This is a genomic window from Kitasatospora sp. NPDC053057, from assembly GCF_044546945.1.
Taxonomy (GTDB): Bacteria; Actinomycetota; Actinomycetes; order Streptomycetales; family Streptomycetaceae; genus Kitasatospora.
This window is the reverse complement of the sequence record NZ_JBITZP010000026.1, coordinates 23,540-38,307: the sequence shown is the minus strand read 5'-3', so window position 1 is coordinate 38,307 and position 14,768 is coordinate 23,540. Positions and strand designations below refer to the sequence as shown.

The 14,768-nt window shown below is 71.1% G+C and carries 17 protein-coding genes and 1 pseudogene; 12 read left to right on the top strand and 6 right to left on the bottom strand.

The window, feature by feature from the left end; translation table 11 throughout:
* Positions 1 to 71: 71 nt before the first annotated feature.
* Positions 72 to 842, top strand: a complete 771-nt coding sequence (locus ACIG5E_RS25480; RefSeq protein ID WP_396536997.1) for a hypothetical protein — start codon at positions 72 to 74, stop codon at positions 840 to 842.
* Between the two features lie 189 nt (positions 843 to 1,031).
* Here ACIG5E_RS25480 and tgmC read toward each other — a convergent pair whose 3' ends face one another.
* Both tgmC and ACIG5E_RS25470 read right to left on the bottom strand, forming a co-directional pair.
* A complete protein-coding gene (tgmC, locus tag ACIG5E_RS25475) occupies positions 1,032 to 2,174 on the bottom strand; it encodes an ATP-grasp peptide maturase system methyltransferase (RefSeq protein WP_396536995.1) in 1,143 nt (380 codons plus the stop codon).
* Complete coding sequence (locus ACIG5E_RS25470; RefSeq protein WP_396536993.1) at positions 2,171 to 2,503, bottom strand: hypothetical protein; 333 nt, start codon at positions 2,501 to 2,503, stop codon at positions 2,171 to 2,173. Before ACIG5E_RS25470 ends, tgmC begins: the two co-directional genes overlap by 4 nt.
* Positions 2,504 to 2,509: 6 nt before the next feature.
* On the opposite strand from ACIG5E_RS25470, the gene ACIG5E_RS25465 reads away from it, so the two are divergent.
* From ACIG5E_RS25465 to ACIG5E_RS25455, 3 genes are all read left to right on the top strand, one after another.
* On the top strand, positions 2,510 to 3,214 hold the full coding sequence (locus ACIG5E_RS25465; protein WP_396536991.1) for a hypothetical protein: 705 nt from the start codon (positions 2,510 to 2,512) through the stop codon (positions 3,212 to 3,214).
* A gap of 421 nt (positions 3,215 to 3,635) precedes the next feature.
* Positions 3,636 to 4,400 (top strand): alpha/beta hydrolase, encoded by a 765-nt coding sequence (locus tag ACIG5E_RS25460; RefSeq protein WP_396536989.1) that lies wholly within the window; start codon positions 3,636 to 3,638, stop codon positions 4,398 to 4,400.
* Between the two features lie 50 nt (positions 4,401 to 4,450).
* Positions 4,451 to 4,879: a VOC family protein gene (locus ACIG5E_RS25455; RefSeq protein ID WP_396536987.1), complete on the top strand. Its 429-nt coding sequence runs from the start codon at positions 4,451 to 4,453 to the stop codon at positions 4,877 to 4,879.
* 56 nt (positions 4,880 to 4,935) lie between these two features.
* On the opposite strand, the gene ACIG5E_RS25450 is transcribed toward ACIG5E_RS25455, so the two are convergent.
* Positions 4,936 to 5,106 carry a DUF397 domain-containing protein gene (locus ACIG5E_RS25450; RefSeq protein ID WP_396536985.1) on the bottom strand — a complete coding sequence of 57 codons (171 nt, stop codon included), beginning with the start codon at positions 5,104 to 5,106 and terminating at the stop codon, positions 4,936 to 4,938.
* A 23-nt stretch (positions 5,107 to 5,129) separates the two neighbouring features.
* Between ACIG5E_RS25450 and ACIG5E_RS25445 the strand changes: the two are divergent.
* The 3 genes and pseudogenes from ACIG5E_RS25445 to ACIG5E_RS25435 form a co-directional block, all read left to right on the top strand.
* Positions 5,130 to 5,471 (top strand): annotated as a pseudogene (locus ACIG5E_RS25445) (helix-turn-helix domain-containing protein); the annotation flags it as partial.
* Positions 5,472 to 5,529: 58 nt separating this feature from the next.
* The gene (locus ACIG5E_RS25440; protein WP_396536983.1) at positions 5,530 to 6,144 is read left to right on the top strand and encodes a hypothetical protein; all 615 of its coding nucleotides are present in this window, start codon (positions 5,530 to 5,532) and stop codon (positions 6,142 to 6,144) included.
* A 147-nt stretch (positions 6,145 to 6,291) separates the two neighbouring features.
* On the top strand, positions 6,292 to 6,729 hold the full coding sequence (locus ACIG5E_RS25435) for an SSI family serine proteinase inhibitor (RefSeq protein ID WP_396536981.1): 438 nt from the start codon (positions 6,292 to 6,294) through the stop codon (positions 6,727 to 6,729).
* A gap of 91 nt (positions 6,730 to 6,820) precedes the next feature.
* On the opposite strand, the gene ACIG5E_RS25430 is transcribed toward ACIG5E_RS25435, so the two are convergent.
* Positions 6,821 to 8,017, bottom strand: coding sequence for a serine hydrolase domain-containing protein (locus ACIG5E_RS25430; protein ID WP_396536979.1), 1,197 nt, complete (start codon positions 8,015 to 8,017; stop codon positions 6,821 to 6,823).
* A gap of 234 nt (positions 8,018 to 8,251) precedes the next feature.
* Between ACIG5E_RS25430 and ACIG5E_RS25425 the strand changes: the two genes are divergently transcribed.
* A complete protein-coding gene (locus ACIG5E_RS25425) occupies positions 8,252 to 8,962 on the top strand; it encodes a MarR family transcriptional regulator (RefSeq protein WP_396536977.1) in 711 nt (236 codons plus the stop codon).
* A gap of 112 nt (positions 8,963 to 9,074) precedes the next feature.
* On the top strand, positions 9,075 to 9,275 hold the full coding sequence (locus ACIG5E_RS25420) for a hypothetical protein (protein ID WP_396536975.1): 201 nt from the start codon (positions 9,075 to 9,077) through the stop codon (positions 9,273 to 9,275).
* A gap of 24 nt (positions 9,276 to 9,299) precedes the next feature.
* Here ACIG5E_RS25420 and ACIG5E_RS25415 read toward each other — a convergent pair whose 3' ends face one another.
* Positions 9,300 to 10,442 (bottom strand): alpha/beta hydrolase family protein, encoded by a 1,143-nt coding sequence (locus ACIG5E_RS25415; RefSeq protein ID WP_396536973.1) that lies wholly within the window; start codon positions 10,440 to 10,442, stop codon positions 9,300 to 9,302.
* A gap of 114 nt (positions 10,443 to 10,556) precedes the next feature.
* Positions 10,557 to 11,801, bottom strand: a complete 1,245-nt coding sequence (locus ACIG5E_RS25410) for a cytochrome P450 (RefSeq protein WP_396536971.1) — start codon at positions 11,799 to 11,801, stop codon at positions 10,557 to 10,559.
* Positions 11,802 to 11,992: 191 nt separating this feature from the next.
* Here ACIG5E_RS25410 and ACIG5E_RS25405 point away from each other — a divergent pair, with 191 nt between their 5' ends.
* From ACIG5E_RS25405 to ACIG5E_RS25395, 3 genes are all read left to right on the top strand, one after another.
* On the top strand, positions 11,993 to 12,673 hold the full coding sequence (locus tag ACIG5E_RS25405; protein ID WP_396536969.1) for a hypothetical protein: 681 nt from the start codon (positions 11,993 to 11,995) through the stop codon (positions 12,671 to 12,673).
* Between the two features lie 308 nt (positions 12,674 to 12,981).
* Entirely contained in the window at positions 12,982 to 13,605 is a 624-nt protein-coding gene (locus ACIG5E_RS25400) for a hypothetical protein (protein WP_396536967.1), read from the top strand.
* 286 nt (positions 13,606 to 13,891) lie between these two features.
* On the top strand, positions 13,892 to 14,749 hold the full coding sequence (locus ACIG5E_RS25395; RefSeq protein WP_396536965.1) for a sterol desaturase family protein: 858 nt from the start codon (positions 13,892 to 13,894) through the stop codon (positions 14,747 to 14,749).
* The last annotated feature ends 19 nt before the right edge of the window (positions 14,750 to 14,768 follow it).

Genomic DNA, 14,768 nt, shown 5'->3' with positions numbered 1-14,768 from the left:
GATCGGACCGGGCGGGTCGGCGGGCAAGCTGCACAGCAGTACCGACCCACCACGCCTTCAGGAGTCCACCGATGCACGAGCAGCAGGACGGGGCACCCACCAACCCGCCGAGAAGCTTTCCGCCGCCGCCCGCCTACCCGCCGCCACCCGCACCCCGCCCTTCCCGCGCCGGGCTCTGGGTCGCGCTCGGCGTGGTCGCGGCACTGGTCGCGGGCGGTGGGCTGTACGCGTTGACGAACTCCCACGGGCAGGCGGCACCGCAGGGCGGGGTGGCGCAGTCCGCCGCCGGTGGCGCACCGGCGGCCGGCGATGCCGGCGGTCAGCCGGTGTCCCAGGTGCGGTTACCGGACAGCTTCCTCGGCATGCGGCACAACGATGACACCAATGCCGGGCGCCTGCTGAAACTGCAGGGCCAACGCCTCAACCAGGACCCGAACCTACACGTCAGCACTGCCTTCTACGCGGGGGGCCAGTTCGGGGCGCGGTTCATGACGGTGGTGGCAGTCGTGAAGGACAGCGCGTTCACCGCGCAGGAGCACTCCGTCGGCCTGGCCAAGATGTGGCAGATGACCGACACGCCGGACGTCAAGATCACCCACGGTCCGGTCACGGACGCCGACCCGGGCCCGCTCGGCGGGACGATGCAGTGCGCGCACGTGTACACCCAGACCAGCATGGCCGACGCGTTGGGGAACCACGTGCAAAGCGGGATCCAGTGCGCCTGGATCGACGACAGCACCTGGGTGGTGGTCTCGGAGGGGGACCCGCTGACCGGCGGGAACATCAGCAAGGCCGGCGACATCGCCCGCCAGTTCCGTGCCCAGGCCGAGACCCGGGGGTAGCGGCTGGGTGCCTCGCCACCGAGGGTCAGCCTCGGGACGGCACCGGGTTCTCCGGACCGTCCAGCCACACGGCGTCGCCAAAGGGGTCAGTGCGGGGTGCCGCAGCGTGTTCGCTTGTCGCGGTCGCTTTGGCATACCTGAATTGACACTTGCAGGTCGGCAGGGAACTGCGGAGTTCGCGACGGTGCGTCAGATCGGCAGGTCCCAGCCGGGTCCGTCCTCGTCGCCGAGCCAGACCCGCTGACGGGCGGCCGAGACCGTGATGCCGAAGGCCTCCTGGTGGGGTTCGCCGCCGGCCTGCCAGCACTGCACGGCCCGCTCGACGCGGTCCCACAGTCGGACGGGACCGCGCTGCACGACGGTCCACCCGCGATCGGGGCCGGGCGCCGTCCGGGCCTGCGAACCGGTGGACACGTCCCAGAGGATCTGTTCCGCTCCCGCCCCCATGCGTTCGGCCGAGGGTGCCGCGAGCTGCGCGACCCAACCGCCGGTCCAGTCGTCGAGCTTCGCGGGGTCGATCCGGCTGGGGCGCTCCTGCCCGGGCAACAGTGCCAGTGTCGGGCGGGGCGGCCGGTCGTGGGGCCGGGCGATCATGAAGCTGGTGTAGCCGGGCAGGAAGCGGCCCGTGGCCTGTCCGGGGCCGGTCACGTCGAGGAGCGCGAGGGCGTGGGCGTAGCTCCATCCGGACAAGGTGGCCAGGATCTTTCCGCCCGGTTTCACCTGGTGCAGCCATGGAAGCGGGATGTACCGGACCGAGCAGGTGGCGATGAGCCGGTCGTACTGCTTGCCGTCCGGGTCACCGCGCAGCCCGTCACCGATGATCAGTCGGGGTGCGAAGCCGGCTGCCTTGAGCGCCACGGCGGCTGCCCCGCCCACCACCGGGTCGTACTCGACGCTGGTGAGACGGGTGTCCCCGAGACGGTGCGCGCCGAGGGCGGTCGAGTAGCCGGTTCCGGTGCCGATCTCCAGTACCCGGTGTCCGGTTTCGGCGCCGAGTTGCTGCCACATGCGCAACACCAGGGAGGGCAGGGTGGACGAGGACGACGGTGAGCCGGACACGGTCCCGTCAGTCACGTCGTCGGGCCTGCTACGGCCGTCGAGTTGAGTGATCAGCGTTTCGTCGGAGTAGACCCCCTCCAACCATCCGGCCTCGCCCGCCCGAACGGCCCGGTAGCTCGTCGGGACGCTGCCCGCCAGCGGCACGAAGTAGGACCCCGCGAACAACTCGCGGGGCACCGCCCTGGCCGCGCTGCGCCACCCGGGATCCATCAGGGCGCCGTCCGCGGCGAGCCTGTCCACCAGGGCAGCGCGGAGCTGAGCTGCTGTGCTCACGTGTCGTGGCCTTTCTCCAGCTGGCCGGTGATGGCGCGGGCGACTGCCGCGGTGGTCTCCACCGGCTGCCAGGCCCACTGGCCGTTCGGATTGCACTCAAGGAAGTACCAGTCGCCGAAGGCGGTTACGGCGAAGTCGAACGCGCCGTTCGTCAAACGGAATTCTGCGAGGTAGGTGACGACCGCACGTGCGATCGGCTCCGGTACGCCGACCGGTGTGCACGTCATGAGGTCCTGGCGGTGGCGCCAATCGAGATCGGGGCTGTCGATCCGGACCCCGAACGTTTGGCAGCCCACGGCGGTCACCCGGACGTCGAACGCCTTGTCCACCTTGGCTTGGAACATGTGGGGGCGTGCGGGTGGTACCGCTTCGACCACGGCCAGCACTGGGCGGCAGGCAAGCTCTGGGGAGCGGCCCTGCAGAACGCGCACGCGGCGGGGGACCGCGACCACGGGGCGGGCGTGCTCTCGGACTTCGCCTATCAGTCGAACTGGCTCGGCGAACCCAAGGTGTCTGTCGATCAGCTCGGATACGCCCTGTCCGGGACGCAGCACCCGACTGCCAGGTCGCTGTTGCTGCTGCGGCGCGCGCGGGCGCACGCCGCCCTGGGCGAGGGCGCTGCCTGCTACCGGGATCTGTCGGCGGCCGAGGTCGCGCTCGGGTCTCGGTCGGTCGACCCCGCCCCGAGCTGGTGCGCGTGGATGGGGTCGGCTGACCTGGCGGTCGACTCCGGTCAGTGCCTGCTCGACCTCGGCCGTACGAAGGAGGCGCACGCCCGGATCGTCGAGGGGATGGCGCTGCTGCCCGGGGCCCGCGACAAGACGCGTGGGGTCTTCCTGACGTACCAGGCGAAGGGGTATCTGCAGTCCGACGAGGTCGAGCAGGCGCTCGCCGTCACCGGTGAGTCGCTCGACCTGGCTACGCGTATCGGAGCCCCGCGGTGCGTTGCCCTCGTGCGCGAGCTCGCACCGGCATTGAAGCGCTACCGTCAGGTGGACGGCGTCCAGGACTTCTTGGACCGACTGGCCGAGGCGAGTTGATCGCGCGACAAGGTGGGCGGCTACGACCTCGCGGTGGTGAGACTGACGGAGGCGGTGAACGGCATCACCCCGGTGAAGCTGCCGACCAGAGGCACCGACGCGATGCTCCGGCCGGGACAGGAGGCCACCGTCATCGGGCGGGTTCAACCCGGACACCGACACCTGCGCCGGCCGCGAGGGCCGCGACTCCTGTCAAGGGGACAGCGGAGGGCCGCCGGGCCGATGCAAGTGGCGGAAAAATGAGTGGAAGGGGTGGGTGCTCAAGCTGATAGCTTCTCAGTCGACCGTGACGCCGCCCGAGGAGGTGAGACCCATGAACGCTGTACCGATATGGGTGCTCCCCCTTGCCGTCACGAATGGCGATTGACGTAGATCTCGCCGGGAGCGCCTTCTCACAAGGCACTCTCGAAGGGCAACTGCCATGAACGCTTTCCTTTTCACCGCTGAATCCACCGCTGACGGCATCGTCGAACGCGACTTCACCGTCAACGGCGTCCCCGGTGTCCTCTGGTCCCCCGAGTCCGGTGCGGATCGTGCGCCGCTGGTCCTTCAGGCCCACGGCGGCGGCAACCACAAGAAGCACCCCGCGATGTCGGGCCGGGCCGGGCACCTGGTGCGCGGCTGCGGCTACCACGTGGCCGTCCTCGACGCGCCCGGTCACGGCGACCGGGCGCGCACGGAGCACGACGAGCGGGAGATAGCCGCCCTGTTCGCGGCCCGGGCGGCCGGCGAGCCGGAGGGCCCGATCGTGGTCCGCTACAACGACCATCTGGCCAAGCTCGCCGTGCCCGAGTACCGCGCGCTGCTGGACGCCCTCCAGCAGCTGCCGGAGATCGGAACCGACGGGCCGATCGGTTTCTGGGGCATCAACATGGGCACCGCGATCGGCATCCCGTTCGTTGCCGCCGAGCCCCGGATCACGGCCGCGGTGTTCGGTCAGCACTGGCCCGATGTGCTGGCCGGGTACGCGAAGCAGATCACCATCCCCGTCGAGTTCGACCTCCAGTGGGACGACGAGCACATATCCCGCGAGGAGGGCCTCGCGCTGTTCGACGCCTTCGCCTCGGCGGAGAAGTCCCTGCACGTGAACTCGGGCAAGCACAAGGAACTGCCCCGGTTCGAAGTCGACAGTGCGGTCCGCTTCTTTACCCGGCACCTCGGCCGAGGGGGCAACGCGTCGGCCTGACGTGCGGCCTGGCGGCCTCCGTGAGCAGCGCGCGCCACTATGGTGGGCCGATGTCAACGATCAGGCAGTTCCAGGTCACCTTCGACTGCGCAGAACCGGAGCGCGTTGGCCGCTTCTGGTGCGAGGTGTTGGGGTACGTCGCGCCGGAGCCACCGAAGGAGTTCGCCACTTGGGAGGACTACGAGAATTCCCGTCCTCCGGAGGAGCGGGGTTCGTGGTTCGCCTGCAGCGATCCCTCGGGGGTGGGTCCGCGGCTGTATTTCCAGCGCGTTCCCGAGGGGAAGGTCGTCAAGAACCGGGTGCACCTCGATGTGCGGGTCGGGACCGGGCTCGTGGGCGAGGAGCGGTTGGCCGCGCTTGAGGCCGAGTGCGAACGAGTGGTCGCGCTCGGCGCGGTAGGGGTGCAACTGCTGTACGACGGCCACGATTCGTGCATCTCGATGCAGGACATCGAGGGCAATGAGTTCTGCCTGGACTGAGGTTTGCTGGGAGGCCGCTTCGCTCCACGGAGCGAAGCGGCCGCCTGGTTACCTGGTTAGTGGGTGTGGCGGTCGAACTCGCCGGCCTTGGCGGCCTGGAGGAACTTCGCGAACCTGGCGGGAACGGTGCGGACGATGACCTCGCCGTCGTCGGACTCACGCAGCTCGACCAGCCCGCCGACGGTGCGCACTTCGACGCACTCGTCACCGACGCCACCGCGACCCACCCGATCGAGCACCGGGTCGCGCGGCCCGGCGCAACGGCGACGAGCAGCAGACCAGCGCGATGCTCAGGCACCGGGCCCACCTCGTCGACGCCGTCCACCACGTACAGGACCTGATCGACGCCGGATTCACCACCCGGCTGCGCCTTGCCGAACTCGCCGCCGCGTCCGGCGTCAGCGAGCGCACCCTCACCCGCCACTTCACCGGGGCCACCGGCCTCACCCCGCTGCGCTACCAGCAGGAGCTGCGGCTCGAACGCGCCGAACACCTCATCTCCCACGGCGCGACCGCCGAGACCGCGGCGCGGGCGGTCGGCTTCCAGGACGCCCGGATGCTCCGCCGTCTGCGCGTCTGCGCGCGGGCGTAAGGCGCCCTGACTCCGCACGGAACAGGGACAGTCATCGCCTGCCGGTACGGTCGAGCGCATGACTGAACTCAGCGACTGGACCTACGTGGTGACCGACATCGAGGTCGACGGCCCGTGGCCGGGCGCGAACTCGATGCGGTCCTTCGCCTCCGTTGCCACCACGATGGACGGGCGGACCTTCGGCGAGTTCGAGGCCGTCCTCGAACCGCTCCCCGGCGCGGCGCCGAACCCGCGTACCAAGGAGTGGTTCGATTCCGAGCCCGGCACCTGGGAGGCCGCGACGGCGAATCCGGAACCCGTCGTCGACGTGCTGGGCAGGTACGTGGAGTGGATCCGATCGCTGCCCGGGCGGCGGGCGTTCGCCGCGGCGCCGCTGTCGTTCGACGGCCTGTGGATCGACTACTACCTGCGGCGGTTCACCCCGTACGGGCTGCACCAGGGCCCGTACGAGGAGGACCGCCTCTTCCACGGGCCGGCGCTGTGCCTGCGCTCGTACACGGCGGCGCTGACCGGGCGGCCGGCTGCGGACCTCGCGGCGCCGAAGCTGCCTTCGCACTGGCTCGGCGGGGTGGAGCACACCCACAAGGCGATCGACGACGCGCGTGGCTTCGCCAACCTGTTGCACTTCCTCGCCCGGAACGCCGGGGCGCCCGCGATCGCCTCGGCGGAGTGAGCTGCGCCACAAAGATCAATGTTCTTCATGACCCTGACACAAGCGTTCATATGATCGTAACGCTTCGCACAACTTCGGTTGATTGCGTGGCGCACACAGCTGCCCGGAAACACAAGATCCGGGCAACGTAGAGGAAAGGCATCACGAATGCGACGCATCACCATGACGGTCGCCGGCCTGCTGGCGACCGGCGCGGCCTCGGCGATCCTGATGGCCGGCACCGCCCAAGCCGCTACCACGGGCACCACCGTGCTCGGCTCGGTTCACCTGACCAAGACCGACTCCACGGGCACCACGACCTCGGCCGACCTGACCTGTTCCTCCGCCCAGGACGGCAACGGCTTAACCGTCATCACCGGCACGGGCACCGTCACCAACCCGGACGCGGCCTGCAGTGAACTGGCCAACGTCAACGGTGACTTCAGCAAGCTGCTGGTGCACCCGACCTGGATGGTCATGGCCCTCCAGGCGCCGGTCAGCGTCACGGCGCAGGGCAACTGGGGCGCCACCAGCGTCAACTGGTCGAACACCTACGTCAACAGCAGCGCGCTGGGCAAGTACACGGGTGACGTCTTCGGCTTCTGAGCCCCGGATGTGACCCTGCACTGACGGCGTGGCCGCTCCCGGGTTCGGGAGCGGCCACGCTCGTGTGCGTCCTTCGCGCGTCCGCTGTGCGTCACGCGGTCGTGTTGCCGCAGAACTCCGCCTCCAGTTCCTTGGTGAAGACCGAGACCGGGCCCCACTGCTCGCCGTCGGCCCAGTCGCCGTTGACCTCGGTGGAGAGCAGGTGGCGGCCGTCCCGGGTGCCGAAGGTGTACGACCAGGAGCCGTCGATCGCACCGCCCATGCCCCAGACCCGGCCGCAGGAGAGGGTGAGGGAGGCGACGCCCAGGCCGTAGTGGGACTGCGGGATCCACGCGCCGCCCGGGTCCTGCATGGTGAACATCTCGGCGGTCTGGGCGGGCGGCAGCAGGCGGCCCGCCAGCAGGGCCTGGAAGAAGGTGCTCAGGTCGCCCACGGTGGAGATGAGGTCGCCGGAGCCGTAGCCCCAGGACGGGTTGAGCTCGGTGACGTCGTACTCGGGGAGCGTGGGGGCGTCGAACGGGCCGAGCTTGGAGTAGAAGCGGCCGTGCGGGCCGTGGATGCCGGTGTCGTCGGCGGTCGGCTCGTAGGTGCTCTTCAGGTGCAGCGGCTTCACGAAGCGGTCGGTGATCTCCCGCGCGAGGCTGTGCCCGGTGGCCTGCTCGATGACCAGGCCGGCCAGTACGTAGTTGGTGTCGGAGTACTGCCAGCCGGTGCCGGGGGCGAACTGGGGCTTCACGCTGATCCCGAGCTGGACCAGCTGGCGAGGAGTGAAGCTGTCGAAGCGGTGCTGCAGGAACGGCTGCCCCTGGAAGTCCTTGCTGACCTGGTCGGCCACCGCGAAGTTGGCGATCCCGCTGGTGTGGTTGAGCAGCTGACGAACGGTGATCTTCGACCCGTCGTAGCCGTTGCCGTCCACCAGGCCGGGCAGCCACTGCTCGACGCTGTCGTCCAGGCTCAGCCGGTGCTCGGCCTCCAGCTGGAGCAGCACGGTGGCCACGAAGGTCTTGGTGGTGCTGCCGATCCGGAACCGGTCCTGCGGGCGCAGCGGCCGGCCGGTGTTCAGGTCGGCCGCGCCGGCCTGTCCGAACCAGGTCGAGCCGCCGTTGTGCACCTCGGCCATCGCCCCCGGCAGGCCGGCCCCGGTGACCGCCTGGTCGAGGGTGGTCTGCAGGCCCTGGTGACCGCCGGCGGCGGAGGCGGCGGAGGCGGCCGGGGTGGCGGTCAGTAGGGCACCGGCCACGGCGGTGGCGAGAACGGTGGTGATGGCGGCGCGGGCGGTGGTCTTCACGGTGGGTCCCCCTGGTTGGTCGGGCTTTCGTCGTTGGTGAAGAACGTACGGCAGGATTCGGGATTCCCTCAACAAGAGATTGCACCAATCCGTGCGAAATGGCAGGTCAGTGACGGTCAATCATTGCAATGGGCCTGTCGACGAATGCAATCGTGATTGCAATCGTCCCCGGTGCCCGGATACTCGTCCCGAGGACTGAGGGCCGAGGACCGAGGCCCGAAGAAAGGAGCCCCCGTGCCAGGCGCCAGGCTGAGCCAGCAGGACCGTGTCGCGATCGCCACCGGTCTCGCCGAAGGGCTCGACTACGCCGCGATCGCCCGGCTGATCGCCCGCCCCACCTCCACGGTGACCCGGGAGATCGCCCGCAACGGCGGCCCCGGGCGCTACCGCGCGCACGCAGCCCAGCGCGCCACCGCCCGACGGGCCCGCCGCCGACCGGGCACGGCCCGGCCCGCCGGGGGCGCCACCTCCGTGCCGGACGGGCGCGACCCGGCCGCCGTCGCCGAGTTCGCCGGCAAGTTCGCCGACCTCCTGGTACAACTCGGCCTGCCCCGCATGGTGGCCCGGGTCCTCAGCTGCCTCTACGTCACCGACAGCGGAACCCTGAGCGCAGCCGAGCTGGTGCAACGGCTCGGCGTGAGCCCTGCCTCGGTCTCCAAGGCGGTCGGCTACCTGGAGGACCAGGAACTGATCCGCCGCGAACGGGACGGCCACGGCCGCCGCGAGCAGTACACGATCGACTCCGACGTCTGGTACCGCTCGATGCTCGCCAGCGCCCAACGCAACGCCCTGCTGGCCGAGTTCACCCGCGACGGCGCCGACCTCCTCGGCGCGGCCACACCCGCCGGACAGCGGCTCGACACGGCCGCGGTCTTCCTCGCGGAGATCGGCACCGACCTGGTCCGGGCGGTCGAGCGGCGCCGGTCCGGCAATGGACTGCTCTGACCGATCGGCGTCAGGGACAACCCCGGGGAAACCCCGAGGGCATCTGCGGGACGGAACGGGGATCTTCCCCGATGGTGGGGCTGGGAGTGCTCCTGCCAGGATTTCAGGCAGCATGGGCCTGCAGCGGATCGAGCAGGACGGCGTGGTCGCCTGGGGCAAGACCGGTTCCCGGCCGGGCTACACCAGCGGGGTGTTCGCCACCCGCGACCTGAGCCGCAAGGTGGTGTACTCGGTGAACCCGACCGGCCTGGGCGGCGCGGAGACCCCGTACGTCAGCCGTCTGCTCGTCACCTCCTTCGGCTTCGCCCGGTAGCGCGGCGGTTCACCCGGGCCCCGGTCAGTGCCACAGCTGGTCGAAGGTGTGGATCGCCTGCTGGGCGGCGGGGGCGAGGGTGTTGGTGGTGGCGGGGGAGCCGGCCGGCTGGAGGAGGTGGGTGACGTCCTGGAGGGTGATCAGGCCCGGGCCGCCGGTGCCGGCGGTCCTGAGGGCGTCGACCAGCGGGGCGGTGGTGGAGCAGGGCACCTGGGTGTCGGCGGTGCCGCAGGTGACCATGACCTTGGTGGCGGACGGCACCTTGGCCGCGAGGTCGGCCGGGTTGACCGCGTCGTCGGTCCGGGCGAACGTGAGGTTGGCGTTGAGGTTCTGGAACGCCGTTGCGATCGGGCCGGGCAAGCCCGTGGTGTCGGCGGGCCGGCCGGCGCGGATGGCGGCCACCCCGTTGGTGACGGCGGACTTGGCGGTCGTGGCCTGGGTGGGGTCGAGCTGACCGGCGGAGAGGGCGTCGTCCAGTTGCTGGTCCACCTGGAGGGTGAACAGGTCGAGCAGGCGCAGGTCCTGGGGCTCCAGCAGCGCCAGCCCGGCGGGGGCCGGGGCCGGTTTCGGGTTCTGGTCGACCTCCAGGGCGATCAGCGCGCCCTCGCTGTGGCCCGCGATGAGGAGCTTCTGCGGGTCGGCGCCGGGCTGGGCGGCGAGGAACTGGTAGGCGGCGGTGGCCTGTTGGACGAAGGCGTTGAGGTCGAGGCCACCCGGGTTCCCGGCGTACGTACCCAGACCGGTCCGGCCGGTGGCGTACTTGTCGTACCGCAGGGTCATGATCCCGTCGTCGCCCATCAGCCGGGCGAGGTCGGCGAGGGTGTCGGGCATGAGTTGCGGCGGCTGGTTGCCGTTGCGGTCGGTCGGCCCGCTGCCGGGCAGCAGCAGCGCGGCCGGCATCATCGCGTTGGTGGGGCCCTGTGGGATGTGCAGGGTGCCGTAGGTGGTGGTGCCGTTGACCACGAAGGACACGTCGTGGTCGCCCGGGGCGGTGGACGGGCGCGCCTGCATCAGCGGCGCGGCGTCGACGGACGGCGTGCCAGCCGGGCCCGGGGTGCGGTCGGCGGCAGGAGCGCCGCAGCCCGCCGTCCACCCCAGGGCGGCGATCAGGGCGAGCGCCGAACCGGCGGCGGCCACCGGACGGGACGAGGGCGTGCGCAGGGGCATGGCTGACTCCGGAGGGTCGGGGAACGGGCCGCCCACCAGTCGAGCCGACGCCGCCGCGCCGGTGGCCGCAACGGGCCGTGTGGAGAGCCCGAATCCACTGTTCGGGCCAACGGTTCAGGGAGCAGGGCGCAGCACCGCCGGGGTCGGGCCGTTGGGGCGGACGGTGATGCTGAAGGCCTCGCCGTCGGGGCGGGAGTGGAACTCCAACCGGCCCAGCGGGAGCAGGAGTTCCAGCAGTGCCGTGGTCTCCCGGAGGGCGAACTGGGTGCCGAGGCAGGCGCGGGCGCCCAGGCCGAAGGGGAGGTAGGCGCCGAGGTGGGCGGGGCGGGTGGCGCCGGGGGCGAAGCGGGTGGGGTCGAAGCGTTCCGGGTCGGGCCACAGGGCCGGGTCGCGGTGGGTGAGGTACGGGCAGACCAGCACGTCGGTGCCGGCGGCGATGTGGTGGCCGGCGATCACGTCGTCCTCGACGGCGTGCCGGGGGAGCATCCAGGCAGCGGGGTAGAGCCGGAGGGTCTCGCTGACCAGGGTCTGGGGGTCGGCGTCACGCGCCCCGGGGTTGCGGTCGAGCAGCAGGAACAGCCAGGTGAGGGTGCTGGCGGTGGTCTCGTGACCGGCGACCAGCAGGGTGACCAGCTCGTCGCGGATCAACTGATCGGTGTACTCGGGGTGTTCGTCGGCGGCGTCGAGGAGAACGCGGAGCACCCCCGGTTCCGTGGTGTCCGCGGTGCGGGCCGCCTCGATCGCCGCGCGGGCGACGGCGTCGATCCGGGCGAGGTCCTCGGCTACGGCGTCCCGGGCGTCGGCCGCGTTGGTCGGCAGGGTCGGCATCGCGGCCACCACCCGTTCCACCGACCGGAGTTCGGTGTCCGTCCGGTCGTCCAGCTCCAGGCCGGTGAGCGCCCGCCAGACGGTGTCCAGGGCGAAGCCGCGCATCTCCTCGCCGACGTCGAAGGTCTTCCCGCTGCGCCGGTACCCCTCCCAGCGCTGCGCCGTCCGGCGCGCGGCGGCGGCGATCCGCTGCTCGTAGCGGCGCATGCCCGGGCCGGTGAACTGGGACTGGAGCAGCCGCCGTTGGCGCTTCCAGGCGTCCCCGGTGGCGGACAGCACGCCGTCCCCGACCAGCATCCGGGCCCGGTGCGAGCGCTTGACGTACCGGTCGGGATGGCGGCCAAGCACGTGCTGCACCGCGGCCGGGTCGGTGACCAGCACGGTCGGCGTCGGGCCGAGCCGGAAGGCGGCGATGCCGCCGATGCCGCGCTGCGCCCGGGCGAGCAACTCGACCAGCTGGGCCTCCTCGGCGCGCCACTGCTCGACGGCCTCGGGGGCCAGTTCCGGTACCGGGATGGCGTCCGTGGTCACGTGCTTCTTCCTTCCGATTCGCTGACGTGGCGTCCGCTCAGACTCTAGTGCCGGACGGGGGCGGGCCGCGGGTGCGCCGAACGGGTGGTGGGCCCGGCCTGGGTCTGCGTGGCGCACCACCGGGCCGTATGCGAACGGGTACCGTGCGGCGGGGCCGACGGGCCCTGTTCGCTGAGCGGATGGGAGGACGGATGCCCGGGACGCGGCACATCGGATGTGGCGGGGCCGGCGGAGCGGCCCGGTGGCTGGCGGCCGCCCTGCTCGTTCCGGCCCTGGCGGCTTGCGGCGGCGGGGGAGGGGGAGGGGGCGGTTCTACCAACGTCAGCCCGACCGGCCAGGGAGGCAACGGGCAGGGCGGCAACGGGGAGAACGGGAACGGGCAGAGCGGGAACGGGCAGAGCGGCAACGGTCGGCAGCCCACGGAGTCCCGGACCAAGCCGGGCGAGGCCAAGGGCGGATTCAAGAACGCCGGTGAGGTGTCCGCCAACGCGACGGGCACCGGGACGACCGCCGTCATCACGTTGAAGAGCACCTCGACGGCGACGTTCACCGCCACCATCAGCGACGTCACCGACTGCACGAAGGGTGCGGCGTCCGCGAGCCCGCACGAGCTCCCGACCACCGTGACCGGCGGCACCGGCGAATCGGTGGTGTTCACCCTCCCGACGGAGAGCTCGGAGGCCCGGCCGGTCTGCCTCACGGTGACCATCGACGGGGAGAGCAGGCAACTGCAGGCCGGCGGAACGGTCGCCGGCTCGGGGACGAGCGGTACGGGCGGCGGACCGACGAGCCCCGGGGGAGATGGATCCCCGCGCGGCGGCGGCCAGGGAAGCAGCACGGGGCACGGCACCGAGAGCGGGAGCACCCCCTGAGCCCTGCCGGGGAGGAGCGCTCGGGCGAGGCGGCGGAGCGGCCGTTCGGGCCCGAGCGGCAGCCCGCCGCCCCGGAGGGACCGCCCACGGCCCCGTGGAGCGACTGGGTCACCCGGCTGGCGAGCTGGATCGCCCCGACCACCTTCGTCACGGCGCTGCTCTTCTTCTTCGGGTACGCCTACACCAACGCCTTCTACAGCCACTTCGGCATCGACGCCGCGTCCATCGGCTTCTCCACCCAGAACCTGCTGCTCCGCAGTTCCTCCGCGCTCTACCTGCCCGCCGGGGCGGCGCTCAGCGGAGCGCTGGTGGTCGTGCTCGCGTACCAGTTCGCGTCCGGCGTCTCCGAACGCGGCGCGGCGGGTGTCCGGGCGCTGCGCCGGGTGTGCCTCGCCGCCGCGCTGCCGGTGGCCGCGCTGCTGGTGCTCGGCCTGCTGGCGGGAATCGAGGCGATCGACGCCGGTCCGATGGGCACCCCGTTGCTGCTGGGCGGTGCGCTGCTGCTCGCCGTCATGGCGCGGCTGCTGTTCGTGCGGGTCACGGGCGCGGCCTTCCCGGCGAGGGGCGAGCGGGCGGTGCTGGGCGTCGTGGTGGCGATCATCGCGCTGTGCGCGTACTGGGCGGTCGGCGGGTACGCCCTGGAGAAGGGGCAGGCCGACGCCGTCTGGCTCTCCCGCAACCTGTACCTCCGGCCGGCGATCCTGCTCGACACCCGGGAGCGGCTCTCCGTGGACTGGGCCGGGGTGCGGGAGACGCCACTGCCGAACGTGGAGACAGGGGCGCGCTACCGGTACCGCTACGAGGGCTTCCGGCTGTTGGCGCAGTCCGGCGACCGGATGTTCCTGATCCCGCAGTACTGGACGTGGGAGAGCGGCAACGTGCTGGTCGTCCCGGTCGGCGCCGATGTCCGGGTGATCTTCCACCCCGGATAAGCCCCGGATGAGCCCCGGACGAGCACTCGGGTCCTGACCGCTGAGGCCTCGGCGGGGGGCGTGCGGGGCGGACCGTCCGGGCGCCGTGCGCACCGCACTCCGGTGGCCGGCGAACCCGGCAGTGAATGCGCCCGGTTCACGCCGCTCATACGTCAACTTCGTGCTCGGATCTTCCATCGATCGGGTTATTCATGGCGTTAACACGTCGAATGACTGAACCTGCCAGCAGCTCCCGCTAGAGTCTCTGACGTTTCCATTCGTTAGTCCGCGAATAACAAGGGGGAGCGTGCTGTCCGCCATCGCACGCCGGCTCGCCCATCCGTTTCTGCTCCTGGGGGTGCTGTGCACGGCCGTCGCGACACTGCGCTTCCACTGGGCGCCCGACAAGGTCTCCCCGCTCGTGCTGATCGCCGTCATCGGCTACCTGGCGGTGCTGGAGCGGGTGATCCCGTACCGGACCGACTGGCATCCCAGTGGGCGTGAACTCCGGTGGTACAGCGTGTACTTCGTGCTTAGCATGGTCGGCGGCGGACTGGCCCAGGGGCTGGTGACCACGCTGGTGGAGCTGCTCGGCCCGGCCCGCCCGGCGCTGCCGTTCGCGCTGGAGATCCCGCTCGCCCTGCTGCTCGGCTCGCTCGGCGACTACCTGGTGCACCGCTGGTCGCACCACAACCGGTGGCTCTGGCGGCTGCACGGCGTGCACCACGTGCCGGACAAGGTGAATGTCGCCAACAACGGCGTGAACCATTTCCTGGACGTCCTGTTCGCGCAGTCCGTGGTCCAACTTCTGCTGGCGTTGATCGGATTCTCGGCGGACTCGGTGTTCGTGGTCGGAATATTCGTCATGGCGCAGGGGTATTTCGTCCATGCCAACATCGACGTCCGCATCGGTCCGCTCGGCCACGTGCTGGCCGGCCCGGAACTCCACCGCCTGCACCACAGCACCGACCTCGCCGAAGCCGGCCACTACGCCTCCGACCTGTCGCTGTGGGACCACGTGTTCGGAAGCTTCACCTGGCGGCCCGGACGGACCCCGGAAGCCGTCGGCCTCACCGACCCGGCCGCGTTCCCGACCACCGACGAGCTCGGCGCCACCCTGCTGCACCCGTGGCGCCGGATGAAGACCACCGAGCAGTCCGTCTGACACCCCGGCCCCGACGAAC

What these genes read in the sequence shown, in the direction of transcription:
- ACIG5E_RS25420 (WP_396536975.1), top strand. Translation starts at nt 9,075, where the DNA reads ATGGGCCTGCAGCGGATCGAGCAGGACGGCGTGGTCGCCTGGGGCAAG.
- ACIG5E_RS25460 (WP_396536989.1), top strand. Translation starts at nt 3,636, where the DNA reads ATGAACGCTTTCCTTTTCACCGCTGAATCCACCGCTGACGGCATCGTC.
- ACIG5E_RS25480 (WP_396536997.1), top strand. Translation starts at nt 72, where the DNA reads ATGCACGAGCAGCAGGACGGGGCACCCACCAACCCGCCGAGAAGCTTT.
- ACIG5E_RS25435 (WP_396536981.1), top strand. Translation starts at nt 6,292, where the DNA reads ATGCGACGCATCACCATGACGGTCGCCGGCCTGCTGGCGACCGGCGCG.
- ACIG5E_RS25455 (WP_396536987.1), top strand. Translation starts at nt 4,451, where the DNA reads ATGTCAACGATCAGGCAGTTCCAGGTCACCTTCGACTGCGCAGAACCG.
- ACIG5E_RS25440 (WP_396536983.1), top strand. Translation starts at nt 5,530, where the DNA reads ATGACTGAACTCAGCGACTGGACCTACGTGGTGACCGACATCGAGGTC.
- ACIG5E_RS25405 (WP_396536969.1), top strand. Translation starts at nt 11,993, where the DNA reads ATGCCCGGGACGCGGCACATCGGATGTGGCGGGGCCGGCGGAGCGGCC.
- ACIG5E_RS25415 (WP_396536973.1), bottom strand. Translation starts at nt 10,442, where the DNA reads ATGCCCCTGCGCACGCCCTCGTCCCGTCCGGTGGCCGCCGCCGGTTCG.